This is a genomic window from Streptomyces neyagawaensis, assembly GCF_023516595.1.
Classification (GTDB): Bacteria; Actinomycetota; Actinomycetes; order Streptomycetales; family Streptomycetaceae; genus Streptomyces; species Streptomyces neyagawaensis.
The window spans coordinates 1-17,666 of record NZ_JAMGBG010000137.1 but is presented as its reverse complement, the minus strand read 5'-3'; the positions used below and the strand labels follow the sequence as shown (position 1 = coordinate 17,666).

Below are 17,666 nucleotides of genomic sequence, written 5' to 3'. Positions count from 1 at the left end.
ACACCCGGAACCCTGCTGCCACCGCACTCGCCACCCCTGGGACTGACGCCCGCCACGCACCCCGCCCCTCACACGTACCCGCCCGCCACCCCCGGGCCGCCCACCGCGGACGCCACGGCGTCCGCCAGGTCCTCGATCTCCTCCTCCGTGAGCGTGGAGACGGTGACCCTGATCCCTTGCGGGGCGCTCATCCGGAAACGGGCGCCGGGGGCCACGGCCCAGCCTGCGTGCAGCAGGCGGGCGACCGCGCCGGTCTCGTCCGGGACGCGGATCCACACGTTCATCCCGCTGGCACCGCGCGCCTGGATCCCGCGCCGGGCGAGCGCACGGATCAGCGCGTCGCGGCGTCGCCCGTACGCCGCTGCCACGGCCGGCGCGTCCACCGCCCCGTCGGCCCACAGCCGCACCACGGCCCGCTGCACCAACCGGCTCACCCAGCCGGGCCCGAGCCGCTGCCGCCCTCGTACCCGGTCGAGGGTGGCGGCGTCCCCGGTGAGCACGGCGAGCCGCAGATCGGGGCCGTAGGCCTTGGCGACCGACCGTACGAAGGCCCAGCTGCGGGTGACGCCGGCCAGGGGATGGAGGGGCTGGTCGACGATCCGGTAACCGTGGTCGTCCTCGATGAGCAGGGTCTCCGGGTACTCCCCCAGCACGGCGCGCAGAGCACGCGCGCGCTCGGTGCCGACCACCGCGCCGGTCGGGTTCTGCGCTCGGTCGGTGACGATGAGGGCGCGCGCCCCGGCCTCAAGGGCCCGGCGTACGTCCTCGGGGAGCGGGCCCTCGTCGTCGACGCCGACCGGCACGATCCGCAGGCCCAGCGCCGGGACGAGATCGAGGACGCTCCCCCACCCGGGGTCCTCGACGGCCACGGCGTCCCCGGGTTTGAGATGCACGGCGAGCACCCGCTCGATGGCGTCCAGCGAACCGAAGGTGACGGCGACGGGGCCGTCCGGGACGCCGTCGGCGTCCAGATCGGCCCGTGCGATCCGTGCCAGCTCGGGCTCGACGGGCCCCGCCCCGTACAGCACGGGCTCGCGGTCGCCCTGCTCCGCCGCCGCCGCGAACGCGGCCGCGAGACGTGGCAGCAGCGCCGGGTCCGGATTGCCGTCGGCGAGGTCCCGGACCCCTTCCGGCACCTCGACCCGGATGTACTCGCGCCCGGTGGTGGCGGGCCTGGGCCGCACCCGGCTCCCCCGCCGCCCGGCGGTCTCGATGACCCCGCGCTCGCGCAGCGTGCGATAGGCGGCCGCGACCGTGTTCGGGTTCACCCCCAGTCGTGCCGCCAACTCCCGCATAGGAGGCAGCAGTTGACCCGGTTCCAACTCCCCGGCTCCCACCGCGCGCTCCACGCTGGCGGCGATCTCAGCTGCGCCCCGACCAGCGATTGTGTATTCTCCTAGCACAAAGCCAATTATGCACTAGTGCAATGGAGAGCGCAATGACGGGGACCCCGCAGTCGACGACACCGACACCGGCCGCCTACGCCGCCACCGACCGCACGGTCCCCACCCGGGCATCGGACCGGGCGTCGTACGACAAGGAGGCGGTGCACGCGATACTCGACGAGGGGTACGTCTGCCACCTGGGCTTCGTCCGGGACGGCGCGCCAGTGGTGCTGCCCACGCTGTACGGCCGGGTCGGCGAGACGCTGTACGTGCACGGTTCGACCGGGTCGCGTCCGCTGCGGATGACGGGCAAGGCCGACCCCGGCCTCCCGGTGTGCCTGACGGTCACCCACGTGGACGCCCTGATCCTGGCCCGCTCCGGCTTCCACCACTCGATCAACTACCGCTCCGTGGTCGTGCACGGCATCGCCCACCAGGTCACCGACCCGGAGGAGCGGCGGATCGCCCTGGACGCCCTCGTGGACCACGTCGTCCCCGGACGTTCGCGGGACTCCCGGCCCGCGAACGCCAAGGAGTCCGCCGCGACCGCCGTGATCAGGCTCGACCTGAACGAGGTCTCCGCCAAGACCCGCACCGGCGGCGTCAACGACGAACCCGAGGACCTCACGCTCTCCCACTGGGCCGGCGTCGTCCCCCTGCGGAAGGGCTACGAGGCCCCGATCCCGTCGCCCGACCTGGCGCCCGGCATCGAACTCCCCGAGTACCTCAAGAGCCTGTGATGCTGATCCACCCGTGGGACGCCCCGCGCGACGACAGCGAATGGAGGCGCTGGCTCGCCGCCCACGACTTCGGCCAGCTCGCCGTCAACGGCCTGCCCGGCGACCCGCCCCACGTCCAGCCGATGCACTTCTCCTACGACCCCCACGAGGGCGAACACGGCGTCGCCCTCGCCCATCTGGCCCGCCCGAACCCGCTGTGGCCGGCGCTGGAGGCCGCGCCCGATGTCCTGCTGAGCGTCGTGGACGACTACGTCTACATCCCCGGCCCCTGGCAGGCGCCACCGGACGCCCCACCGGAGCACGGCACTCCGACCAGCTTCTACGCGGCGGTCCAACTCCGCTGCACGGCCCACGTCATCGACGACCCGGCGGAGAAGGCCGCTCTCCTCAACCGCCAACTGGCCCACTTCCAGCCGGAGGGAGGCTCCGCCACCGCGACCGTCGACGAGGCGCCCTACGGGCGCCTTCTCCCCGGCATTCGGGGCCTGCGTCTCGAAGTGACCTCCGTACGCGCCAAGTTCAAGTACGCCGCCCACCGCCCCGAGGAGGTCCAGGACCGTATCGTGGCCGGCCTCACGACCCGAGGTGGGCCGGGCGACGCGGCAGCCCGCGACCACCAACTGAACCGCAGGGGCATCTGGCCACCGGCGAGCTAATGGCCACCGGCGAGCTAACGGCGTCCGGCGGACACTTCGCCCCGCTCGACGCCCTCCCCGCCGGACGCCACCACCTCAGCCGTTCCGGCCGCCCCCTTCCCGGGCACGGACCGCTGCGCCACGAACGCCCCCACCAGGACGACCGCCCCGCCGATGACCTGCGGTGCCGACAGATGCTCGCCGAGCAGCACCCAGGCGAGCACGGTCGCGACGACCGCCTCCAGACACGCGACGACACCCGCCACCTGCGGGGACAACCGCCGTACGCTCACCACCCCGGTGACGTAGGCGAGAACCGTGGCGATCAGCACGACCCACCCGAGCAGCAGCCAGGCCGGCACCGGTCGGCCGTCCATCCGGGCGCTCCCCCCGAGCACCGCCCAGTCCATGCCCCAGGGCCGGGCCACCACGGTGAGCACCGCCGTGCCGACGAGCAGCCCGTAGGCGATGACGCCGAGGGGATCCGGAGCCTCGTTCCCGGCGTCGCTCCCCTGGTCGGAGAGGACGAAGTACCCGACCTGACAGCAGGCTGCGCCGAGCGCGAGCAGCAGGCCCAGCACGTCGAAGCTCAGCCCCGCCCACACCTCGACGACGCAGGCGAGTCCTCCGACGGCGAGGACGACCCCCGCGGCGGCGGTCCGGGTCACCGGCCTCCGCTGCACGAACCGCACCCAGCCGAGCACCATCGCCGGAGCGAGGTACTCGACGAGGAGCGCGACGCCGACGGGGATCCGGGATATGGACGCGAAGTAGAAGGCCTGCACACCGGCCACGGCGAGCAGCCCGAACCCGGCGAGCAGCGCGGGCCGCCGCCGCACCAGATCCCGATGCCGCACGGCCAGCGGCAGCATGACCAGCGCGGCGCCCGCGACCCTCAGCCACACCACGTGCAACGGGTCGAGCCCCGCCTCTATGAGTGGTTTGGCAGCGGTGCCGGACCCGCCGAAGGCGAACGCGGACCCGAGCGCGAGCCCCAGTCCGACGCGCCCGCCCTGCCCCTTGCTGCTCTCAGACGTATGCACCGGCACATGATGACAGGCGAGAACAGGAGCGTCACCCCCCATTGCTCCTGTCTCACCGCTCGGACGCCCGACGAACTCTCAGCCCCGAACTCTCACCCCCCGACATCTCAGCCCGGAACCGTCAGCCCTCGACTCCACCCCCGGACCCCGCACCACGCAGACCCGTGGCCCCGACATCGACACCGGCGTGCCCGAGTACCTCGACCGCCCGTGAAGCCGGCACCGAGACGATCGCGGCGAGCAGATCGATCCCGTGGGCCCGGTCGGCACCGCGCCGCGCCGCCCGCTCGTACGCCTCCGTCATGGCCCGGGCCGCCACCGGCGACCAGCCCGGCACGCCGGGTGCGACGGGGCCGGCCCCCGAGTCCTCGACGCCGATCTGCCACCGCAGCCCGTACCCGATGCTCCGCTGCACGAGATAGCCGAGAAGCCGGGCGATCTGCGGCGGGTCGAAGGTGGCCCGTACCTGCGGGTCCGACTCCAGGAGGGAGTGCAGCAGATGAGCCGTGTCGATCTGCCGGTCCCCGTCCCGCAGCGCCCGTCTGCGCGCGCCACCGACCACCGAGGCCAGCTCGTCCGTGAGCCTGCTCTCGAGCTCCGCGTGATTCAGACCGTCACCGACGGCCGCCTGCCGGGGAATACGGGATCGCACGCCTTCCACCCCATCAGCCACAGGGGCGGAGGGCATCCACGAAACGAACCATCTTCGCGTCCCACGCAGGTTGCGTAAGGACTACTCCCGCCTCCTCCCTACGGATGAGACGCGACCCTGACCACGCAAGCTTTCTGACAGTTCATCAGTATTGAATGTTTCGGCCCTCGCGGCTACGTTCCGCGACACCACCGTCCGAGACGAAGGGGTTGTCGCATGGCCGATGTCAGCGCGGAGGCACGCATCGGGGCACCGGCCGAGCAGGTCTGGGCCCGACTCGTGGACTGGCCCTCGCACGGCGAGTGGAACACGACCCACACCGGCTTCCCCAAGGGCGGCCCGCAGTCGCTCGCGGTCGGCGGCACCTTCCAGGAGAACCTGAAGCTCATGGGCTTCCCGGCGGAGGTCGTGTGGACCATCGCCGAGCTGGAGCCGGCCAGGGTGCTGGCCATCCGCGGCAAGGGCCCGATGGCCGTCGACCTGGCCACCCGCTACACCCTCACCCCCGACGGCGACACCACCACGGTCCGCATAGACGGGAGTTTCACCGGCGCGGCCGTCTCCCTCATGGCGGGCAAACTCAAGGACTCCGCGACAGCCGCCCTCAGCGAGTCCCTGCGCAAGCTGGACGCCCTGGTGAAGTGAGAGCGCCTCACGGCCCCACCTCACACCCGCACCCCCACCACCGAAACATGGAAAAGGCCCCGCGGAAACCACTCCGCGGGGCACCCCGAGCCACAGCGAGGAAGACCTCACCCGGACCCTTGCCACAGAGGACCTGACCCGGCCCCCTGACCCGGCCTCCTGCCTCAGTCCTCGTCGGCGAGGATGAGATACAGCTTCTTGCGGGCCTCGTTGATCACGGCCAGCGCCTTGTCGCGCTGATCCTTGTCACCGGTCTTCCAGACCTGGCCGAACGCCTCCATCAGACCGAACCCGGCCTGCCGGATCTCGCTCAGAGCCTCCCAGTCGACCCCGCGCGAGGCCTCTTCCCAAGGGGCTTCGGGCCCCTCCTCGGCCGCGGTACGACCGGCCTCGGTGAGCGAGAACAGCTTCTTGCCGCCCTCGGTCGCACTGGCGATCAGCCCCTCGTCCTCCAGCAGCTGGAGGGTGGGGTACACCGAGCCGGGGCTGGGCTTCCACGCCCCGCCGCTGCGCTCGGCGATCTCCTGGATCATCTCGTAGCCGTGCATCGGCCGGTCCTTGAGGAGGGCCAGGATCGACGCGCGTACGTCTCCCCGCCGCGCCCTCCCCCGGGGACCGCCCCGGCCTCGTCCACCCCAGGGCCCCGGACCGAATGGCCCGAAGGGGCCGGGGCCGCCATGGCCCGGCCCGAAGGGTCCGAACGCGGCGCGCGGCGCCTCACCGTCACCCCGGCCGAACGGATGGCCGCCACCACGGCGCCCATGCCCCCGCTCGAAACCGAAGCCCTGTCCGTAGTCCTGTCCACGGGAACGCATCACGATCACTCCATTCCATCGTTGATCTGTCGCGATGCTTCAACGATATATCGGAACCAGTCGCACGACAAGCCCCCTTCGCCGTGCCGACCCGCCCCGCAACGGTCGAGACATGCGGGGCTACCGAAAAATCTCGGTGGCCCCGGCCCTGGCGCAGTCATACTGGCCGCCCTCACCTCAGCCCCCGAGAGAGGCGGCCGTGCACGACGACCAACTGGACGTGACCATCGACGTCGTTGCGACCTTGATCCGAGATCAGTTCCCTCAGTGGAGCGACAAGGCGATCCGCCCCGTGTCGTCGACCGGGACGGTCAACGCGATCTTCCGCATCGGAAACAGCCTCTCCGCACGCCTCCCCCTGCGTCCGTCCGAAGTGGCCGAGGCGTCGGCGATCCTGGAACAGGAAGCGCGGGCGAGCGCCGAGCTGGCGCAGATGTCCCGGTTCCCCGCCCCGGAGCCCGTCGCCCTGGGGAAACCCGGAGCGGGTTACCCCATGCCGTGGTCGATCCAGACCTGGATACCGGGAACGGTCGCCTTCGATGCCGATCCGAGCGGGTCGGAAGCCTTCGCCGAAGACCTCGGGGCCTTCATCGCGACCCTCCGGAAGGCGCAGACGCGGGGGCGGCGCTTCAGCGGCGAGGGCCGTGGCGGTGTTCTCACCGACCACGACGACTGGATGGCGAAGTGTTTCGTGGAGAGCGAGGCGCTGCTCGACGTGGCCCCGCTGCGCCAGGCGTGGAAGCACTTCCGGGAGCTGCCCCGCACGGATCCCAACGTGATGAGCCACGGCGACCTGATCCCCGGCAATGTCCTGGTCGCGGGAGACCGCCTCGCCGGCGTACTCGACACGGGCGGCTTCGGCCCCGCCGACCCCGCGCTGGATCTGGTGAGCGCCTGGCACCTGTTGCGGCGGGGCCCGCGGAACGTACTCCGGCGGACACTGGCCTGCGACGATCTGGAGTGGGAGCGCGGCAAGGCGTGGGCGTTCCAACAGGCGATGGGCCTGGTCTGGTACTACGTCGAGAGCAACCCGGCGATGAGCCGACTGGGGCGCCGGACCCTGGACCGCATCGTGGAGTCGCTGGACTGAGAGCGCTCCGATCGTCGGATCCAGTGATCGGTCCAGTGCCCGTGGATTGGCCTTGGCCCGCGCCTCCACCGGCCCTCTAGCGTCGTCCCATGCGTATTCGTATCGTCGACGCCTTCACCGACCGCCCCTTCCACGGCAACCCGGCCGGAGTCCTCCTCCTCGACTTCTTCCCCGACGACGCCTGGCTCCAGAACGTCGCCCGCGAGGTCAACCACGCCGAGACCGCCTTCGCGCACCCGCTCCCCGAGGGCGGCGAGGCGGACTGGGCGCTGCGCTGGTTCACACCCGTCACGGAGGTGGACATGTGCGGCCATGCCACGCTGGCCACCGCGCACGTGCTGGCATCCACAGGCTCGCACGAAGGCCCGGTACGGTTCGCCACCCGCAGCGGCGTCCTCACCGCGACACCCCGGCCGGACGGCTCCCTCACACTCGACTTCCCGACCGCGCCCCTCACCCCGGTCACCGCCCCGGACGGCCTCGCCGAGGCTCTGGGCGCCGAACCGCTCACCGTGCTCGACACCGGCCCCCAGGTCGGAGACCTGCTGGTGGAGCTGGCCGACGAGAAGACGGTCCGCGGTCTCGCCCCCGACCTCCGGGCCCTCGGCCGCCACTCCCGGCGCGGCGTCATCGCCACCGCCCGCGCCGAGGACCCCTCCGCCGGCCACGACTACGTCTCGCGCTGCTTCTTCCCCAACGTCGGCATCGACGAGGACCCGGTCACCGGCAGCGCCCACACCGCTCTCGCCCCGTTCTGGTCCGAGCGCCTCGGCAGCCCCGCCCTCACCGGCCTCCAGGCCTCCGCCCGCTCGGGCCACGTCCGCACGGAGCTCCGCGGCGACCGCACCCTCCTGATCGGCCGAGCGATCACGGTGATCGACGGCGAACTGCTGGCCTGACGACGCACCACGGGGCGCACGAACACCGCAGGGGCCCACGACCACCCCAGGCGCGTAAGAACACCACAGGGGCGTACGCAATCAGCCGTACGCCCCTACCCGCGCGAGCTGGTGACGGCGCCCTCGCCCCGTCAAGGCGTCGGCAGCCACCCCACCTTGCCGGCGAGCAGCCCGTATCCGACGAACGCCCCGATGTCGAGCAGCGAGTGCGCGACGACCAGCGGGCCGACCCGACCCCACCGCCGGTACAGGTAGACGAACACCACGCCCATCACCATGTTGCCGACGAACCCGCCGATGCCCTGGTAGAGGTGGTACGAGCCGCGCAGCACCGAGCTGGCGGCCAGCGCGCCTCCCGGGGACCAGCCCAGTTGCTGGAGTCGGCGCAGCAGATACCCGACCACGATCACCTCTTCGAGGACCGCGTTCTGGATCGCGGAGAGGATCAGCACCGGGTACTTCCACCAGACCTCGGGCAGCGCCTCCGGCACCACGGTGAGGTTGAAGCCGAGGCCTCGGGCCGCCAGATAGAAGGCGATACCCGTGCTGCCGATCACCGCGGCGATCGCCGCACCCCGGGCGAGGTCGAACCACGGCTTCGTACGGTCGAACCCGAGCGTCCGCAGCCCCGCGCCCTCCCGCATCAGCAGGTGCGCGACCAACGCCACCGGAACCAGGGCGGTCGTGATCCCGAACAGCTGCCACGCGAGGTCGAGCCATGGGCGGCCGGGCGCCGCCGAGGCGTTCATGGTGGCCGCCTGGTCCTTCAGCCCGCCCGGCTTGGTGACCGAACCGATGAAGCTGATCAGCGCGGACACCCCGCTCGCGCCGAGCGAGAGGCCCAGCACGAGCAGGGTCTCGTCCCTGAGTATCCGCCGGGTCGGCCGCTCCCGCGGCAACGCACCGTCCACCGACTCCGCCTGCCCCTGCACCCACGCCTCCACTGGTCCGTTCCCACCGGAGGACCATCATCGCCTGCGGCGCCACGGATCTTTCCAGGGGCGTACGTTCAGGGCTCGGCACACCGGCGGAGCCGGAAGCGAGGCCCGGCTCCTCAGCCCGTCGGCACCGGCTCCGGCAACCCCACCGGCCACGTGTGGACCGGCTCCCCGGCGTGCATCAGCTCGCAGTACCTCCGTGTGGTGGCAGCCAGCGCCGCGTCTCGTCCGAGGCCCTTGTCCAGCGCCTGGTGGAACGTTTCGACCTGCCAGGACGCCCCGTTGACCCGCCGCCGACAGCGCTCCTCGATCACCCCGAGATAGAAGTCCCGGTCGACCGGCTCGACACCCCACGCGTCCAGCCCAGCCTCGGCGAGCGGCAGCAACTCCTCCCGTACGAGGTTCACGGCGTCCACCGGACCCACCCCGCCGTACCGGCCCCGGCGCGGCCACTGCAACCGCGCGTCGATGCCGTGCCGGCACGCCTCGTCGAAGTTCGCGGCCGCGGTCTCGAACGGCATCCGCGTCCACACGGGCCGCGACTCCTCGGCGAGAGCGCGTACGACCCCGTAGTAGAACGCCGCGTTGGCGATCACGTCGGTGATGGTGGGACCGGCGGGCAGCACCCGGTTCTCGACCCGCAGATGCGGGACCCCGTCGGCGATGCCGTACACCGGCCGGTTCCAGCGGTAGACCGTGCCGTTGTGCAGGGTCAGCTCCGCGAGCTTCGGCACGCCGCCCGCGTCGAGGACGCCGAGCGGATCCTCGTCGTCGCAGATGGGCAGCAACGCCGGGAAGAAACGCAGGTTCTCCTCGAAGAGGTCGTACGCCGAGGAGATCCACCGCTCCCCGAACCAGGTGCGCGGCCGTACCCCCTGGGCCTGGAGCTCCGGCGGCCTGGTGTCCGTGGACTGCTGGAACAGCGGCGGCCGCGACTCACGCCACAGCTCGTGCCCGAACAGGAACGGCGCATTGGCGCCGATGGCGACCTGCGCCGCCGTGATCGCCTGGGCCGCGTTCCACACGTCCGCGAAGCGCTCGGGGGTGACCTGGAGGTGCAACTGCACGGAGGTGCAGGCGGCCTCCGGCGCGATGGACTTCGAGGTGCACACGAGCCGTTCCACACCCTCGATGTCGAGCGTGAAGTCCTCGCCCCGCGCGGCGACGATCTGATCGTTGAGCAAGGTGTAGCGGTCGCCCTCGGAGAGATTGGACGAGACCAGATCGTCCCGGCCGAGCGTCGGCAGAATACCGATCATCACGATGCCGGCATCCACCTCCCCGGCCTTCCGGTCGGCATACGCCAGGGACGTACGCAGCTCCTCGGAAAGCTGGTCGAATACCCGGCCGCCCAGCCGGTGTGGAGCGATGTTGACTTCCAGATTGAACATGGCGAGTTCTGTTTGGAAATCTCGGCTCGCAATCCGTTCGAGTACTTGCGCATTCATCATTCTCGGCAGACCGTCCGCCCCGACGAGGTTCAGCTCGATCTCCACACCCATCAGGTTCTTGGGGCGATCGAACCGCTTCTCCTCCAACAGGCGCTCCAGTCCCGCCAGACACTGCCGCAGTTTGTCACGGTAGAGCTGACGGTCGGACAGGCCGAACGACCCCGCCACGACCTTCTCCCCCATCGAAGTGTCCCTCCTCGGATGGGCAGGCCGATGAGCCGGCCACGACTGCGGTTCACGGATGATGATGCCCAGGCAGAGCCGCCGATAACGTCCCGCGGGAGACCTGCGCCCGCTAGGCTGAGCGCGGTCACCCTCCACGTAATGGACGCGACGTGCTTCTGGCACATTCACGGGGCACGAAAGAGCACGCGCTTTCCATGCCGGGAGATTCGTGAAAAGCGCCGATGAGAACCGGCCTACCGTTACGCGACGGTAATCCGAGGTCATCCTCTCGCTCCCAAGAGAAAATCGGGATGATTCCCGCGATTCAGCGACCGGATACCGCCTTGCTCTTCATATCGAAGACGGCTAGACGAAACACTCCTTGAACACGCGTCGTATAAACTCCGCAAACGAGGCTGAGAGTCGGCTCTCGCGGTCCTCGGTCCTGTCGTCGGAGCTCGCACGGCGGACCCCCAACCCACGCACCGGACCCCGGGCACCCGTCTCTCCGATCCCCGAGAGCTGACAGCGCCGTCCGCCCCCGCCCTCGCGCCACCGTGCCTGTCGAATGAGAGGCGACCCACCATGCCGCTGCTTGTCCCCCCGGCTCCCGCGCCCGCCCTGCGCACCGTCCTCACGGCACTCGGATCTCCCACCGCCGTCAGCGAGGCCCGAACTCCCTCCCTGCGAAGCGCCCAAGGTCCCGCCGCACCCGAGCTCCCGCTGCCCGTCCACGTGCTCGCCCGGATCACCCCCGAGGGCGCCGGCCGCACACGGCTCGCGGGCTGGCGCTTCCTGATCCGCTCCGGCGACCGCGCCCTGGCCGCCGCCGAGACCCGCCTCACCCCGGACGGCTGGGCCTTCTCGCACTTCTTCGAGGGGCCGTACCTCGCGTCCACCGAACTCGCCCTGCGCCAGGCCGACCTCATGCAACAGCCCTACCAGCCCCGCCTGCTCTCCGTGCCCGAGCTGTACATGCTCACCCTCTGGCTGCACGCGGACACCACCGCCGACGGCGCCACCGGCGTCCCGGCACCGACCGACCTCCTCGTCCCGCTGGCGCCCGCACCACCCGGGATCGCGGCCCACCGTCCGCACCGGGTCGCCGACCTCCTGCCGGTCCTGACCACCCGCCTCACCCCCGCACCCCTCATGGGATCGCCCGCCTGAACCGAGGGCCGCCACCTCATTCGCACCGTCGCGTACCCCGCCGCCGATATCCGGGCGGCGGGGTACGCCATTGTCATCAGCGCGGCATTCCGCTCTTACGCGCGGCAATACGCTCGTACGAGCCATTCATAGTCCGCGTCCCACGTCGGACTAGCCCCATCCGACCATGGCGAACCACCCGAACGGACAGGGGCGTTGCGATGAACCGTGCGCGGGGAGGATGCGTCATCAACCTGTGAGAAAGCCGTGCTGCGAAATGCCTGCGGATTGACGCCCGTGGGGCAACACTGGGACCGGACCGAATTATCACAACGGGGGGCGGCCATGAGCGAGGCTTCACGCCGCGATACAGACACGACAGCCATCTCACCACTCACGACAGAGCGAAAGATCCCCACAACCATGTGCCAGCACCAGCCACCGTGCCCGACCGCCGAATCCGCCGACCGGGAGGGCGCCCGTCTCGTGGCGCACCACCCGGAGCAGGGATGGAGCCTGCTCTGCAACGGCGTTCTGCTCTTCGAGGACACCGGTGAGCTCCTTCCCGACGGCCAGATCATCGCCCCGCACCGCCCGCTCGGCAGTGGCACGGTGATGACGGCGGCCTGAGCCGCGAGAGGTGCGCACAGGGCGAGCGTTCCCGCAGGCGGACGCCCGCCCGGACACGAAGAGGGGCCGGCCGGAGAAGCACTCTCCGAACCGGCCCCGACGCGTATCCGCGGGCGACTACTCCTCGTAGGCGTCCAGCGGCGGGCAGGAGCAGACCAGGTTCCGGTCGCCGAAGGCCTGGTCGATCCGGCGCACCGGCGGCCAGTACTTGTCGGCGGGCTTGACCCCGGCCGGGAACACGGCCTCCTCACGGGTGTACGCGTGGTTCCAGTCGCCGCCGAGCGCGGCCGCGGTGTGCGGCGCGTTCCGCAGCGGGTTGTCCTCGGCGGGCCACTCGCCCGACCCGACCTTCTCGATCTCCGCGCGGATCGCGATCATCGCGTCGCAGAACCGGTCCAGTTCGGCGAGGTCCTCGGACTCGGTCGGCTCGATCATCAGCGTCCCCGCCACCGGGAACGACATCGTCGGCGCGTGGAAGCCGTAGTCGATCAGCCGCTTGGCGATGTCGTCGACGCTGACCCCGGTCGTCTTCGCGAGCGGCCGCAGGTCGACGATGCACTCGTGCGCGACGAGCCCGCCCGGACCGGTGTACAGCACGGGGTAGTGCGGCTCCAGCCGCTTGGCGATGTAGTTGGCGCTGAGCACGGCGACCTGCGTCGCCCTCTTGAGGCCCTCGCCGCCCATCAGCCGGACGTACGACCACGAGATCGGCAGGATGCCCGCCGAGCCCCACGGGGCGGCCGAGATCGGGCCCACACCGGTCTCCGGGCCGGCCGCGGGCTGCATCGGGTGGTTCGGCAGATACGGCGCCAGGTGCTCCCTGACCGCCACGGGCCCGACACCGGGACCGCCGCCGCCGTGCGGGATGCAGAACGTCTTGTGCAGGTTCAGGTGCGAGACGTCACCGCCGAAGTGACCCGGCTTGGCGAGACCCACCAGCGCGTTGAGGTTGGCGCCGTCGACGTACACCTGGCCGCCGGCGTCGTGCACCTGGGCGCAGATGTCGGCGACGTGCTCCTCGAACACACCGTGCGTCGACGGGTAGGTGATCATCAGCACGGACAGCTCGTCGCGGTACTGCTCGATCTTGGCCCGCAGGTCCTCGACGTCGATCTCACCGTCCTCGGCGGTCTTCACGACGACGACCTTCATGCCGGCCATCACGGCGCTCGCGGCGTTGGTGCCGTGCGCGGACGACGGGATCAGACACACGGTGCGCTGGTCGTCACCGTTGGCCCGGTGGTAGCCGCGTACGGCGAGCAGCCCCGCGAGCTCACCCTGCGAGCCGGCGTTCGGCTGGAGCGACACCTTGTCGTATCCGGTGACCTCGGCGAGCCGCTCCTCCAGCTCGCGGATCAGCGTCAGATAGCCCTGCGCCTGCGCGGCGGGCGCGAAGGGGTGCAGCTGCCCGAACTCGGGCCAGGTCACCGGCTCCATCTCGGTGGTCGCGTTGAGCTTCATCGTGCAGGAGCCCAGCGGGATCATGCCCCGGTCGAGCGCGTAGTCCCGGTCGGCGAGACGGCGCAGGTAGCGCAGCATCGCGGTCTCGGACCGGTGCTCGTGGAACACGGGGTGAGTGAGGTAGTCGTCGGAGCGCAGCAGCGCCTCGGGCAGTGTGTCCTCGGCGACGGCGTCGAGGTCCTCGACGTCGCCCTCCACCCCGAACGCCGTCCACACGGCACCCAGCTGAGCCCGGGTGGTGGTCTCGTCGCAGGAGACGGACACCTGGTCGGCGTCCACGAGGTGCAGGTTCACACCGTGCTGCCGCGCGGCCGCGACGACCTCCGCGGCACGTCCCGGCACCCGCGCGGTGAGCGTGTCGAAGTACGCGCCGTGCACGACCTCGACGCCGCCCGCGGCGAGCCCCGCGGCGAGGACGGTGGCGTACCGGTGGGTGCGCCGGGCGATGGTCCGCAGTCCCTCGGGGCCGTGGTAGACGGCGTACATGCCGGCCATCACGGCGAGCAGCACCTGGGCGGTGCAGATGTTGCTGGTCGCCTTCTCCCGGCGGATGTGCTGCTCACGGGTCTGGAGGGCAAGCCGGTACGCCTTGTGCCCGTCCGCGTCCACGGAGACGCCCACGAGCCGTCCGGGCAGGCTGCGCGCGAACTTCTCGTGCACGGCCATGTAGCCCGCGTGCGGCCCGCCGAAGCCCATCGGCACACCGAACCGCTGCGTCGTGCCGACCGCGATGTCGGCGCCCAGCTCACCGGGCGGGGTCAGCAGAGTGAGGGCGAGCAGGTCGGCGGCGACGGTGACGAGCGCCCCGAGGCCGTGGGCCTGCTCGATGACGGGCTTGAGGTCGCGTACGGCACCGGAGGCGCCCGGGTACTGCAGGAGCACGCCGTTGATCTCGCGGGAGGCGATGTCGGCGGGGATGCCGTCGCTGAGGTCGGCGACGACGACCTCGACCCCGGTGGGCTCGGCGCGGGTCTCGATCACGGCGATGGTCTGCGGCAGCGTGTCCGCGTCGACCAGGAAGAGGCCCTTCTTGTTCCGGCCCATGCGCCGGGACAGGGACATGGCCTCGGCGGCGGCCGTGCCCTCGTCGAGCAGGGAGGCACCGGAGGTGGGCAGCCCGGTGAGCTCGGCGACCATGGTCTGGAAGTTGAGCAGCGCTTCGAGCCGCCCCTGGGAGATCTCGGGCTGGTACGGCGTGTAGGCCGTGTACCAGGCGGGGTTCTCCATGACGTTCCGCAGGATGACCGGCGGGGTGAAGGTCCCGTAGTAGCCGAGCCCGATCATGGAGCCCAGTACCTGGTTGCGGTCGGCGAGCGAGCGCAGCTCGGCCAGCACCTCGGCCTCGGTGCGGGCGCCCGGCAGCTTCAGCGCCTCGGCGTTCTTGATCACATCGGGGACCGCGGCGGCCGTCAGCTCGTCGAGCGAGCCGTATCCGACGTGGGCGAGCATCTTGGCCCGGGCCTCGGCGTCGGGTCCGATGTGACGCCGCTCGAACGGGATGCCCTGTTCGAGCTCTGTGAGCGGAATGCGGTGGGCGGTCATTGCGGAGGCCTCCTGGTCTGACACGACCTTCGAGGGCACCACGGCATGGGTGCCCGACGGCCTCCCCCTCTGTCATCTCGACCTGAGAGCTTCACCGGCCCGGGTACGGGCCGGCTTTCACCGTCGGTGAGAGCGGAAACCGTCGACACCCGCTCTGCTTTCCAGAGTGACCTCGTCCGTGCGGTACGTGAGCCTGAGAGATTCCGGGGAGGATTTGCTCCTTCGGCGCCTCCGGATGGTGTCCGGAGGACTCTCCCGCACGGGTTCAACAGCCGATGCCAGCGTATCAGCGCGGTCAACGCACGCGCCTTCGAGTGGCCGCCGTCCCGGTTGTGCCTTTTCGTAGTGGTGAGGAAGGATTTGCAAACCCCCATGGAGACCACTTGGAGGGCCCGTGCAGACCGACATCGATCCGCGTAATCTGATCGGCCGCAAGGCGTTCGACCGCAAGGGCACCAAGATCGGCACCGTGGACGAGGTCTACCTCGACGACGCGACCGGCGTCCCCGAGTGGGCCGCGATACGCATGGGCCTCTTCGGCCGTGACGCCTTCATCCCCCTCGAGCCCAGCGAACTCGTCGAGGGCACCCTCCGCGTCCCCTTCGACCGCGCCCTCATCAAGGACGCCCCCGACTTCGGTGTCGGCCGCCACCTCTCCCCCGAACAGGAACTCCAGCTCTACCACCACTACGGCCTGGACATAGCCCCGCCGCCCCCGCTGGACCACGACTTCGGCAACGTGGCAAGCCAGGAAGACCCCTGACTCCGCTCCGGCCTCACCCCACCCCAGCCCGAAGCCGCCCGCGACACCAGCCCCTTCAGCCGACACCCCCTCATCCTGACGCCGACACCCTCCCCGCCCCTCCCCCGTGCTCCGATCCCGGCCCCGGCACGGGCACCGCCTCCGACGGTCGCGCCGGCCCGCCCGGCACCAGCGGCAGCGGATCCACCGCCTCAAGATCCGGGTCGTCCGTCCGGAACGTCCGCACCCGCCCCGGCTCCTTGTCCTCGGGCGTCTCGAACCGCACGGTGACCCGCCCGAGCCCGCTCCCCTGCACCCAGCCGTGCCCGTACTCGCGGTGCCGTACGTCGTGCCCGGCCGACCACCGACGCTCGACGGCATGCCCAGCACTCTCCTCCGCGACGGCCTCCTCCACCGTCTCCTCCTCCGGAAGCTCCGGCTCCCCCGCGGCCTGGGCGAACAGGTCCTCCTGCGTGTAGTCGGCGAGCCCGCTGACCCCGACCCCCAGCAGCCGCACCCCACCGGTGGTGTCGACGGCCTCCAGCAGCCGAGCCGCGGCCTCCCGCACCACGGAGGGGTCGTCCGTAGGCCCCCGCAGCGTCTCGGACCGGGTCAGCGTCGAGAAGTCGTACCGCCGTACCTTCAGCACGATCGTCCGCCCCGACAGACCGGCCCCCCTGAGCCGCCGCACACACCGGTCGGCGAGCCGCTGCACCTCCAGCCGGACCCGCACCCGGTCGTGGATGTCCACGTCATAGGTGTCCTCCACGGACACGGACTTGGCGTCCCGCTCGGCGACCACGGCCCGGTCGTCGCGCGCCAGCGCCATCGCGTACAGGCCGTGCCCGTGGGCCTTCCCCAGCAGCCGTACGACCTCGTCCTCGCCGGCCTCCACAATCTCCTCGACGGTGGTGATCCCCGCGCGCCGCAGATGGTCCCCGGTGGCCGGCCCGACTCCGGGGAGGATCCGCACGGACATCGGCCCGAGGAGTGCCCGCTCGGTGCCGGGCTCGATGAGCACCAGGCCGTCCGGCTTGGCCTGCTCGGAGGCGATCTTCGCGAGCATCTTGGACGCGGCGAGCCCCACTGACCCGGTCAGCCCGGTCACTTCCCGTATCTCCTGACGCAGCCGCACGCCCGTCCCACGCGCCGAGGCCTCGTCCCAGGCCACTCCCCCGGCCTCCAGGTCCACGAAGGCCTCATCCAGGCTCAGTGGCTCCACCAGGGGCGACAGGCCGTGCAGCAGCCCCATGACCTGCTGGCTGATCGCCCGGTAGAACGTGAAGCGGGGCGTGAGGTACGCGGCGTTGGGCGCGAGACGACGGGCCTGCGCCGTCGGCATCGCCGAGTGCACCCCGAAGACCCTCGCTTCGTAGGAGGCGGTGGCGACCACACCGCGGGGGCCGATCCCGCCCACGATGACGGCCCTCCCGCGCAGACTCGGCTTGGACGCCTGCTCCACCGAGGCGTAGAAGGCATCCATGTCGAGATGCAGGATCGTGGGCGCGGTTCTCACATCTCCGATGCTGCCCTACACCACTGACAATGCCCTGCCACAACCCGAGGGCGAGGCCCTGACGCCACGGACAACCCCCGCCCGGTCGCGGGCCGGCGGCGATCCCGACCCCGGGGGGGGCAGCCGCCCGCCACTCGGGCCCACCGCCGCCCGTCCCTCGGGCCCGCC

Annotated in this window: 16 protein-coding genes and 1 riboswitch; of the genes, 8 read left to right on the top strand and 8 right to left on the bottom strand. The window is 71.1% G+C overall.

What is annotated here, in order from left to right; translation table 11 throughout:
• Positions 1-68 precede the first annotated feature (68 nt).
• Positions 69-1,403 (bottom strand): aminotransferase class I/II-fold pyridoxal phosphate-dependent enzyme, encoded by a 1,335-nt coding sequence (locus M8J73_RS37205; protein WP_249829610.1) that lies wholly within the window; start codon positions 1,401-1,403, stop codon positions 69-71.
• Positions 1,404-1,438: 35 nt separating this feature from the next.
• Between M8J73_RS37205 and M8J73_RS37200 the strand changes: the two genes are divergently transcribed.
• The gene (locus M8J73_RS37200) at positions 1,439-2,125 is read left to right on the top strand and encodes a pyridoxamine 5'-phosphate oxidase family protein (protein WP_055541155.1); all 687 of its coding nucleotides are present in this window, start codon (positions 1,439-1,441) and stop codon (positions 2,123-2,125) included.
• Positions 2,125-2,781: an FMN-binding negative transcriptional regulator gene (locus tag M8J73_RS37195; RefSeq protein ID WP_055541156.1), complete on the top strand. Its 657-nt coding sequence runs from the start codon at positions 2,125-2,127 to the stop codon at positions 2,779-2,781. The genes M8J73_RS37200 and M8J73_RS37195 overlap by 1 nt, the downstream gene beginning before the upstream one ends.
• Before the next feature lie 14 nt (positions 2,782-2,795).
• Here the strand turns inward: M8J73_RS37195 and M8J73_RS37190 are convergent, their stop codons facing one another.
• Positions 2,796-3,809, bottom strand: coding sequence for an EamA family transporter (locus M8J73_RS37190; RefSeq protein ID WP_055541157.1), 1,014 nt, complete (start codon positions 3,807-3,809; stop codon positions 2,796-2,798).
• 115 nt (positions 3,810-3,924) lie between these two features.
• The gene (locus M8J73_RS37185) at positions 3,925-4,455 is read right to left on the bottom strand and encodes a Clp protease N-terminal domain-containing protein (RefSeq protein ID WP_063799276.1); all 531 of its coding nucleotides are present in this window, start codon (positions 4,453-4,455) and stop codon (positions 3,925-3,927) included.
• A gap of 216 nt (positions 4,456-4,671) precedes the next feature.
• Here M8J73_RS37185 and M8J73_RS37180 point away from each other — a divergent pair, with 216 nt between their 5' ends.
• Positions 4,672-5,100 (top strand): type II toxin-antitoxin system Rv0910 family toxin, encoded by a 429-nt coding sequence (locus M8J73_RS37180; RefSeq protein WP_055541159.1) that lies wholly within the window; start codon positions 4,672-4,674, stop codon positions 5,098-5,100.
• Between the two features lie 164 nt (positions 5,101-5,264).
• On the opposite strand, the gene M8J73_RS37175 is transcribed toward M8J73_RS37180, so the two are convergent.
• A complete protein-coding gene (locus M8J73_RS37175; protein ID WP_249829609.1) occupies positions 5,265-5,915 on the bottom strand; it encodes a PadR family transcriptional regulator in 651 nt (216 codons plus the stop codon).
• 199 nt (positions 5,916-6,114) lie between these two features.
• Between M8J73_RS37175 and M8J73_RS37170 the strand changes: the two genes are divergently transcribed.
• A complete protein-coding gene (locus M8J73_RS37170; RefSeq protein ID WP_055538552.1) occupies positions 6,115-7,005 on the top strand; it encodes an aminoglycoside phosphotransferase family protein in 891 nt (296 codons plus the stop codon).
• A gap of 89 nt (positions 7,006-7,094) precedes the next feature.
• On the top strand, positions 7,095-7,904 hold the full coding sequence (locus tag M8J73_RS37165; RefSeq protein ID WP_055538553.1) for a PhzF family phenazine biosynthesis protein: 810 nt from the start codon (positions 7,095-7,097) through the stop codon (positions 7,902-7,904).
• A 131-nt stretch (positions 7,905-8,035) separates the two neighbouring features.
• Here M8J73_RS37165 and M8J73_RS37160 read toward each other — a convergent pair whose 3' ends face one another.
• Together M8J73_RS37160 and M8J73_RS37155 are read right to left on the bottom strand one after the other, a co-directional pair.
• Positions 8,036-8,836 (bottom strand): CPBP family intramembrane glutamic endopeptidase, encoded by an 801-nt coding sequence (locus M8J73_RS37160; RefSeq protein WP_055538558.1) that lies wholly within the window; start codon positions 8,834-8,836, stop codon positions 8,036-8,038.
• Between the two features lie 122 nt (positions 8,837-8,958).
• Entirely contained in the window at positions 8,959-10,476 is a 1,518-nt protein-coding gene (locus M8J73_RS37155; RefSeq protein WP_055538554.1) for a glutamate-cysteine ligase family protein, read from the bottom strand.
• A gap of 567 nt (positions 10,477-11,043) precedes the next feature.
• On the opposite strand from M8J73_RS37155, the gene M8J73_RS37150 reads away from it, so the two are divergent.
• Together M8J73_RS37150 and M8J73_RS37145 are read left to right on the top strand one after the other, a co-directional pair.
• Complete coding sequence (locus M8J73_RS37150; protein ID WP_055538555.1) at positions 11,044-11,628, top strand: hypothetical protein; 585 nt, start codon at positions 11,044-11,046, stop codon at positions 11,626-11,628.
• A gap of 402 nt (positions 11,629-12,030) precedes the next feature.
• Positions 12,031-12,237 (top strand): DUF5999 family protein, encoded by a 207-nt coding sequence (locus tag M8J73_RS37145; protein ID WP_055514925.1) that lies wholly within the window; start codon positions 12,031-12,033, stop codon positions 12,235-12,237.
• A 117-nt stretch (positions 12,238-12,354) separates the two neighbouring features.
• On the opposite strand, the gene gcvP is transcribed toward M8J73_RS37145, so the two are convergent.
• Positions 12,355-15,240 carry an aminomethyl-transferring glycine dehydrogenase gene (gene gcvP / locus M8J73_RS37140; RefSeq protein WP_055538556.1) on the bottom strand — a complete coding sequence of 962 codons (2,886 nt, stop codon included), beginning with the start codon at positions 15,238-15,240 and terminating at the stop codon, positions 12,355-12,357.
• 171 nt (positions 15,241-15,411) lie between these two features.
• Positions 15,412-15,508, bottom strand: a riboswitch (glycine riboswitch).
• 126 nt (positions 15,509-15,634) lie between these two features.
• Here gcvP and M8J73_RS37135 point away from each other — a divergent pair.
• Positions 15,635-16,003 carry a PRC-barrel domain-containing protein gene (locus M8J73_RS37135; RefSeq protein WP_249829608.1) on the top strand — a complete coding sequence of 123 codons (369 nt, stop codon included), beginning with the start codon at positions 15,635-15,637 and terminating at the stop codon, positions 16,001-16,003.
• Between the two features lie 70 nt (positions 16,004-16,073).
• Here M8J73_RS37135 and M8J73_RS37130 read toward each other — a convergent pair whose 3' ends face one another.
• Entirely contained in the window at positions 16,074-17,498 is a 1,425-nt protein-coding gene (locus tag M8J73_RS37130) for a DNA polymerase IV (RefSeq protein ID WP_249829607.1), read from the bottom strand.
• Positions 17,499-17,666: the final 168 nt, after the last annotated feature.

Excerpts from the sequence above, each read along its gene's own strand:
- M8J73_RS37195 (WP_055541156.1), top strand. The coding sequence starts at position 2,125 with ATGCTGATCCACCCGTGGGACGCCCCGCGCGACGACAGCGAATGGAGG.
- gcvP (WP_055538556.1), bottom strand. The coding sequence starts at position 15,240 with ATGACCGCCCACCGCATTCCGCTCACAGAGCTCGAACAGGGCATCCCG.
- M8J73_RS37200 (WP_055541155.1), top strand. The coding sequence starts at position 1,439 with ATGACGGGGACCCCGCAGTCGACGACACCGACACCGGCCGCCTACGCC.
- M8J73_RS37180 (WP_055541159.1), top strand. The coding sequence starts at position 4,672 with ATGGCCGATGTCAGCGCGGAGGCACGCATCGGGGCACCGGCCGAGCAG.
- M8J73_RS37155 (WP_055538554.1), bottom strand. The coding sequence starts at position 10,476 with ATGGGGGAGAAGGTCGTGGCGGGGTCGTTCGGCCTGTCCGACCGTCAG.
- M8J73_RS37150 (WP_055538555.1), top strand. The coding sequence starts at position 11,044 with ATGCCGCTGCTTGTCCCCCCGGCTCCCGCGCCCGCCCTGCGCACCGTC.
- M8J73_RS37175 (WP_249829609.1), bottom strand. The coding sequence starts at position 5,915 with ATGCGTTCCCGTGGACAGGACTACGGACAGGGCTTCGGTTTCGAGCGG.
- M8J73_RS37145 (WP_055514925.1), top strand. The coding sequence starts at position 12,031 with ATGTGCCAGCACCAGCCACCGTGCCCGACCGCCGAATCCGCCGACCGG.
- M8J73_RS37165 (WP_055538553.1), top strand. The coding sequence starts at position 7,095 with ATGCGTATTCGTATCGTCGACGCCTTCACCGACCGCCCCTTCCACGGC.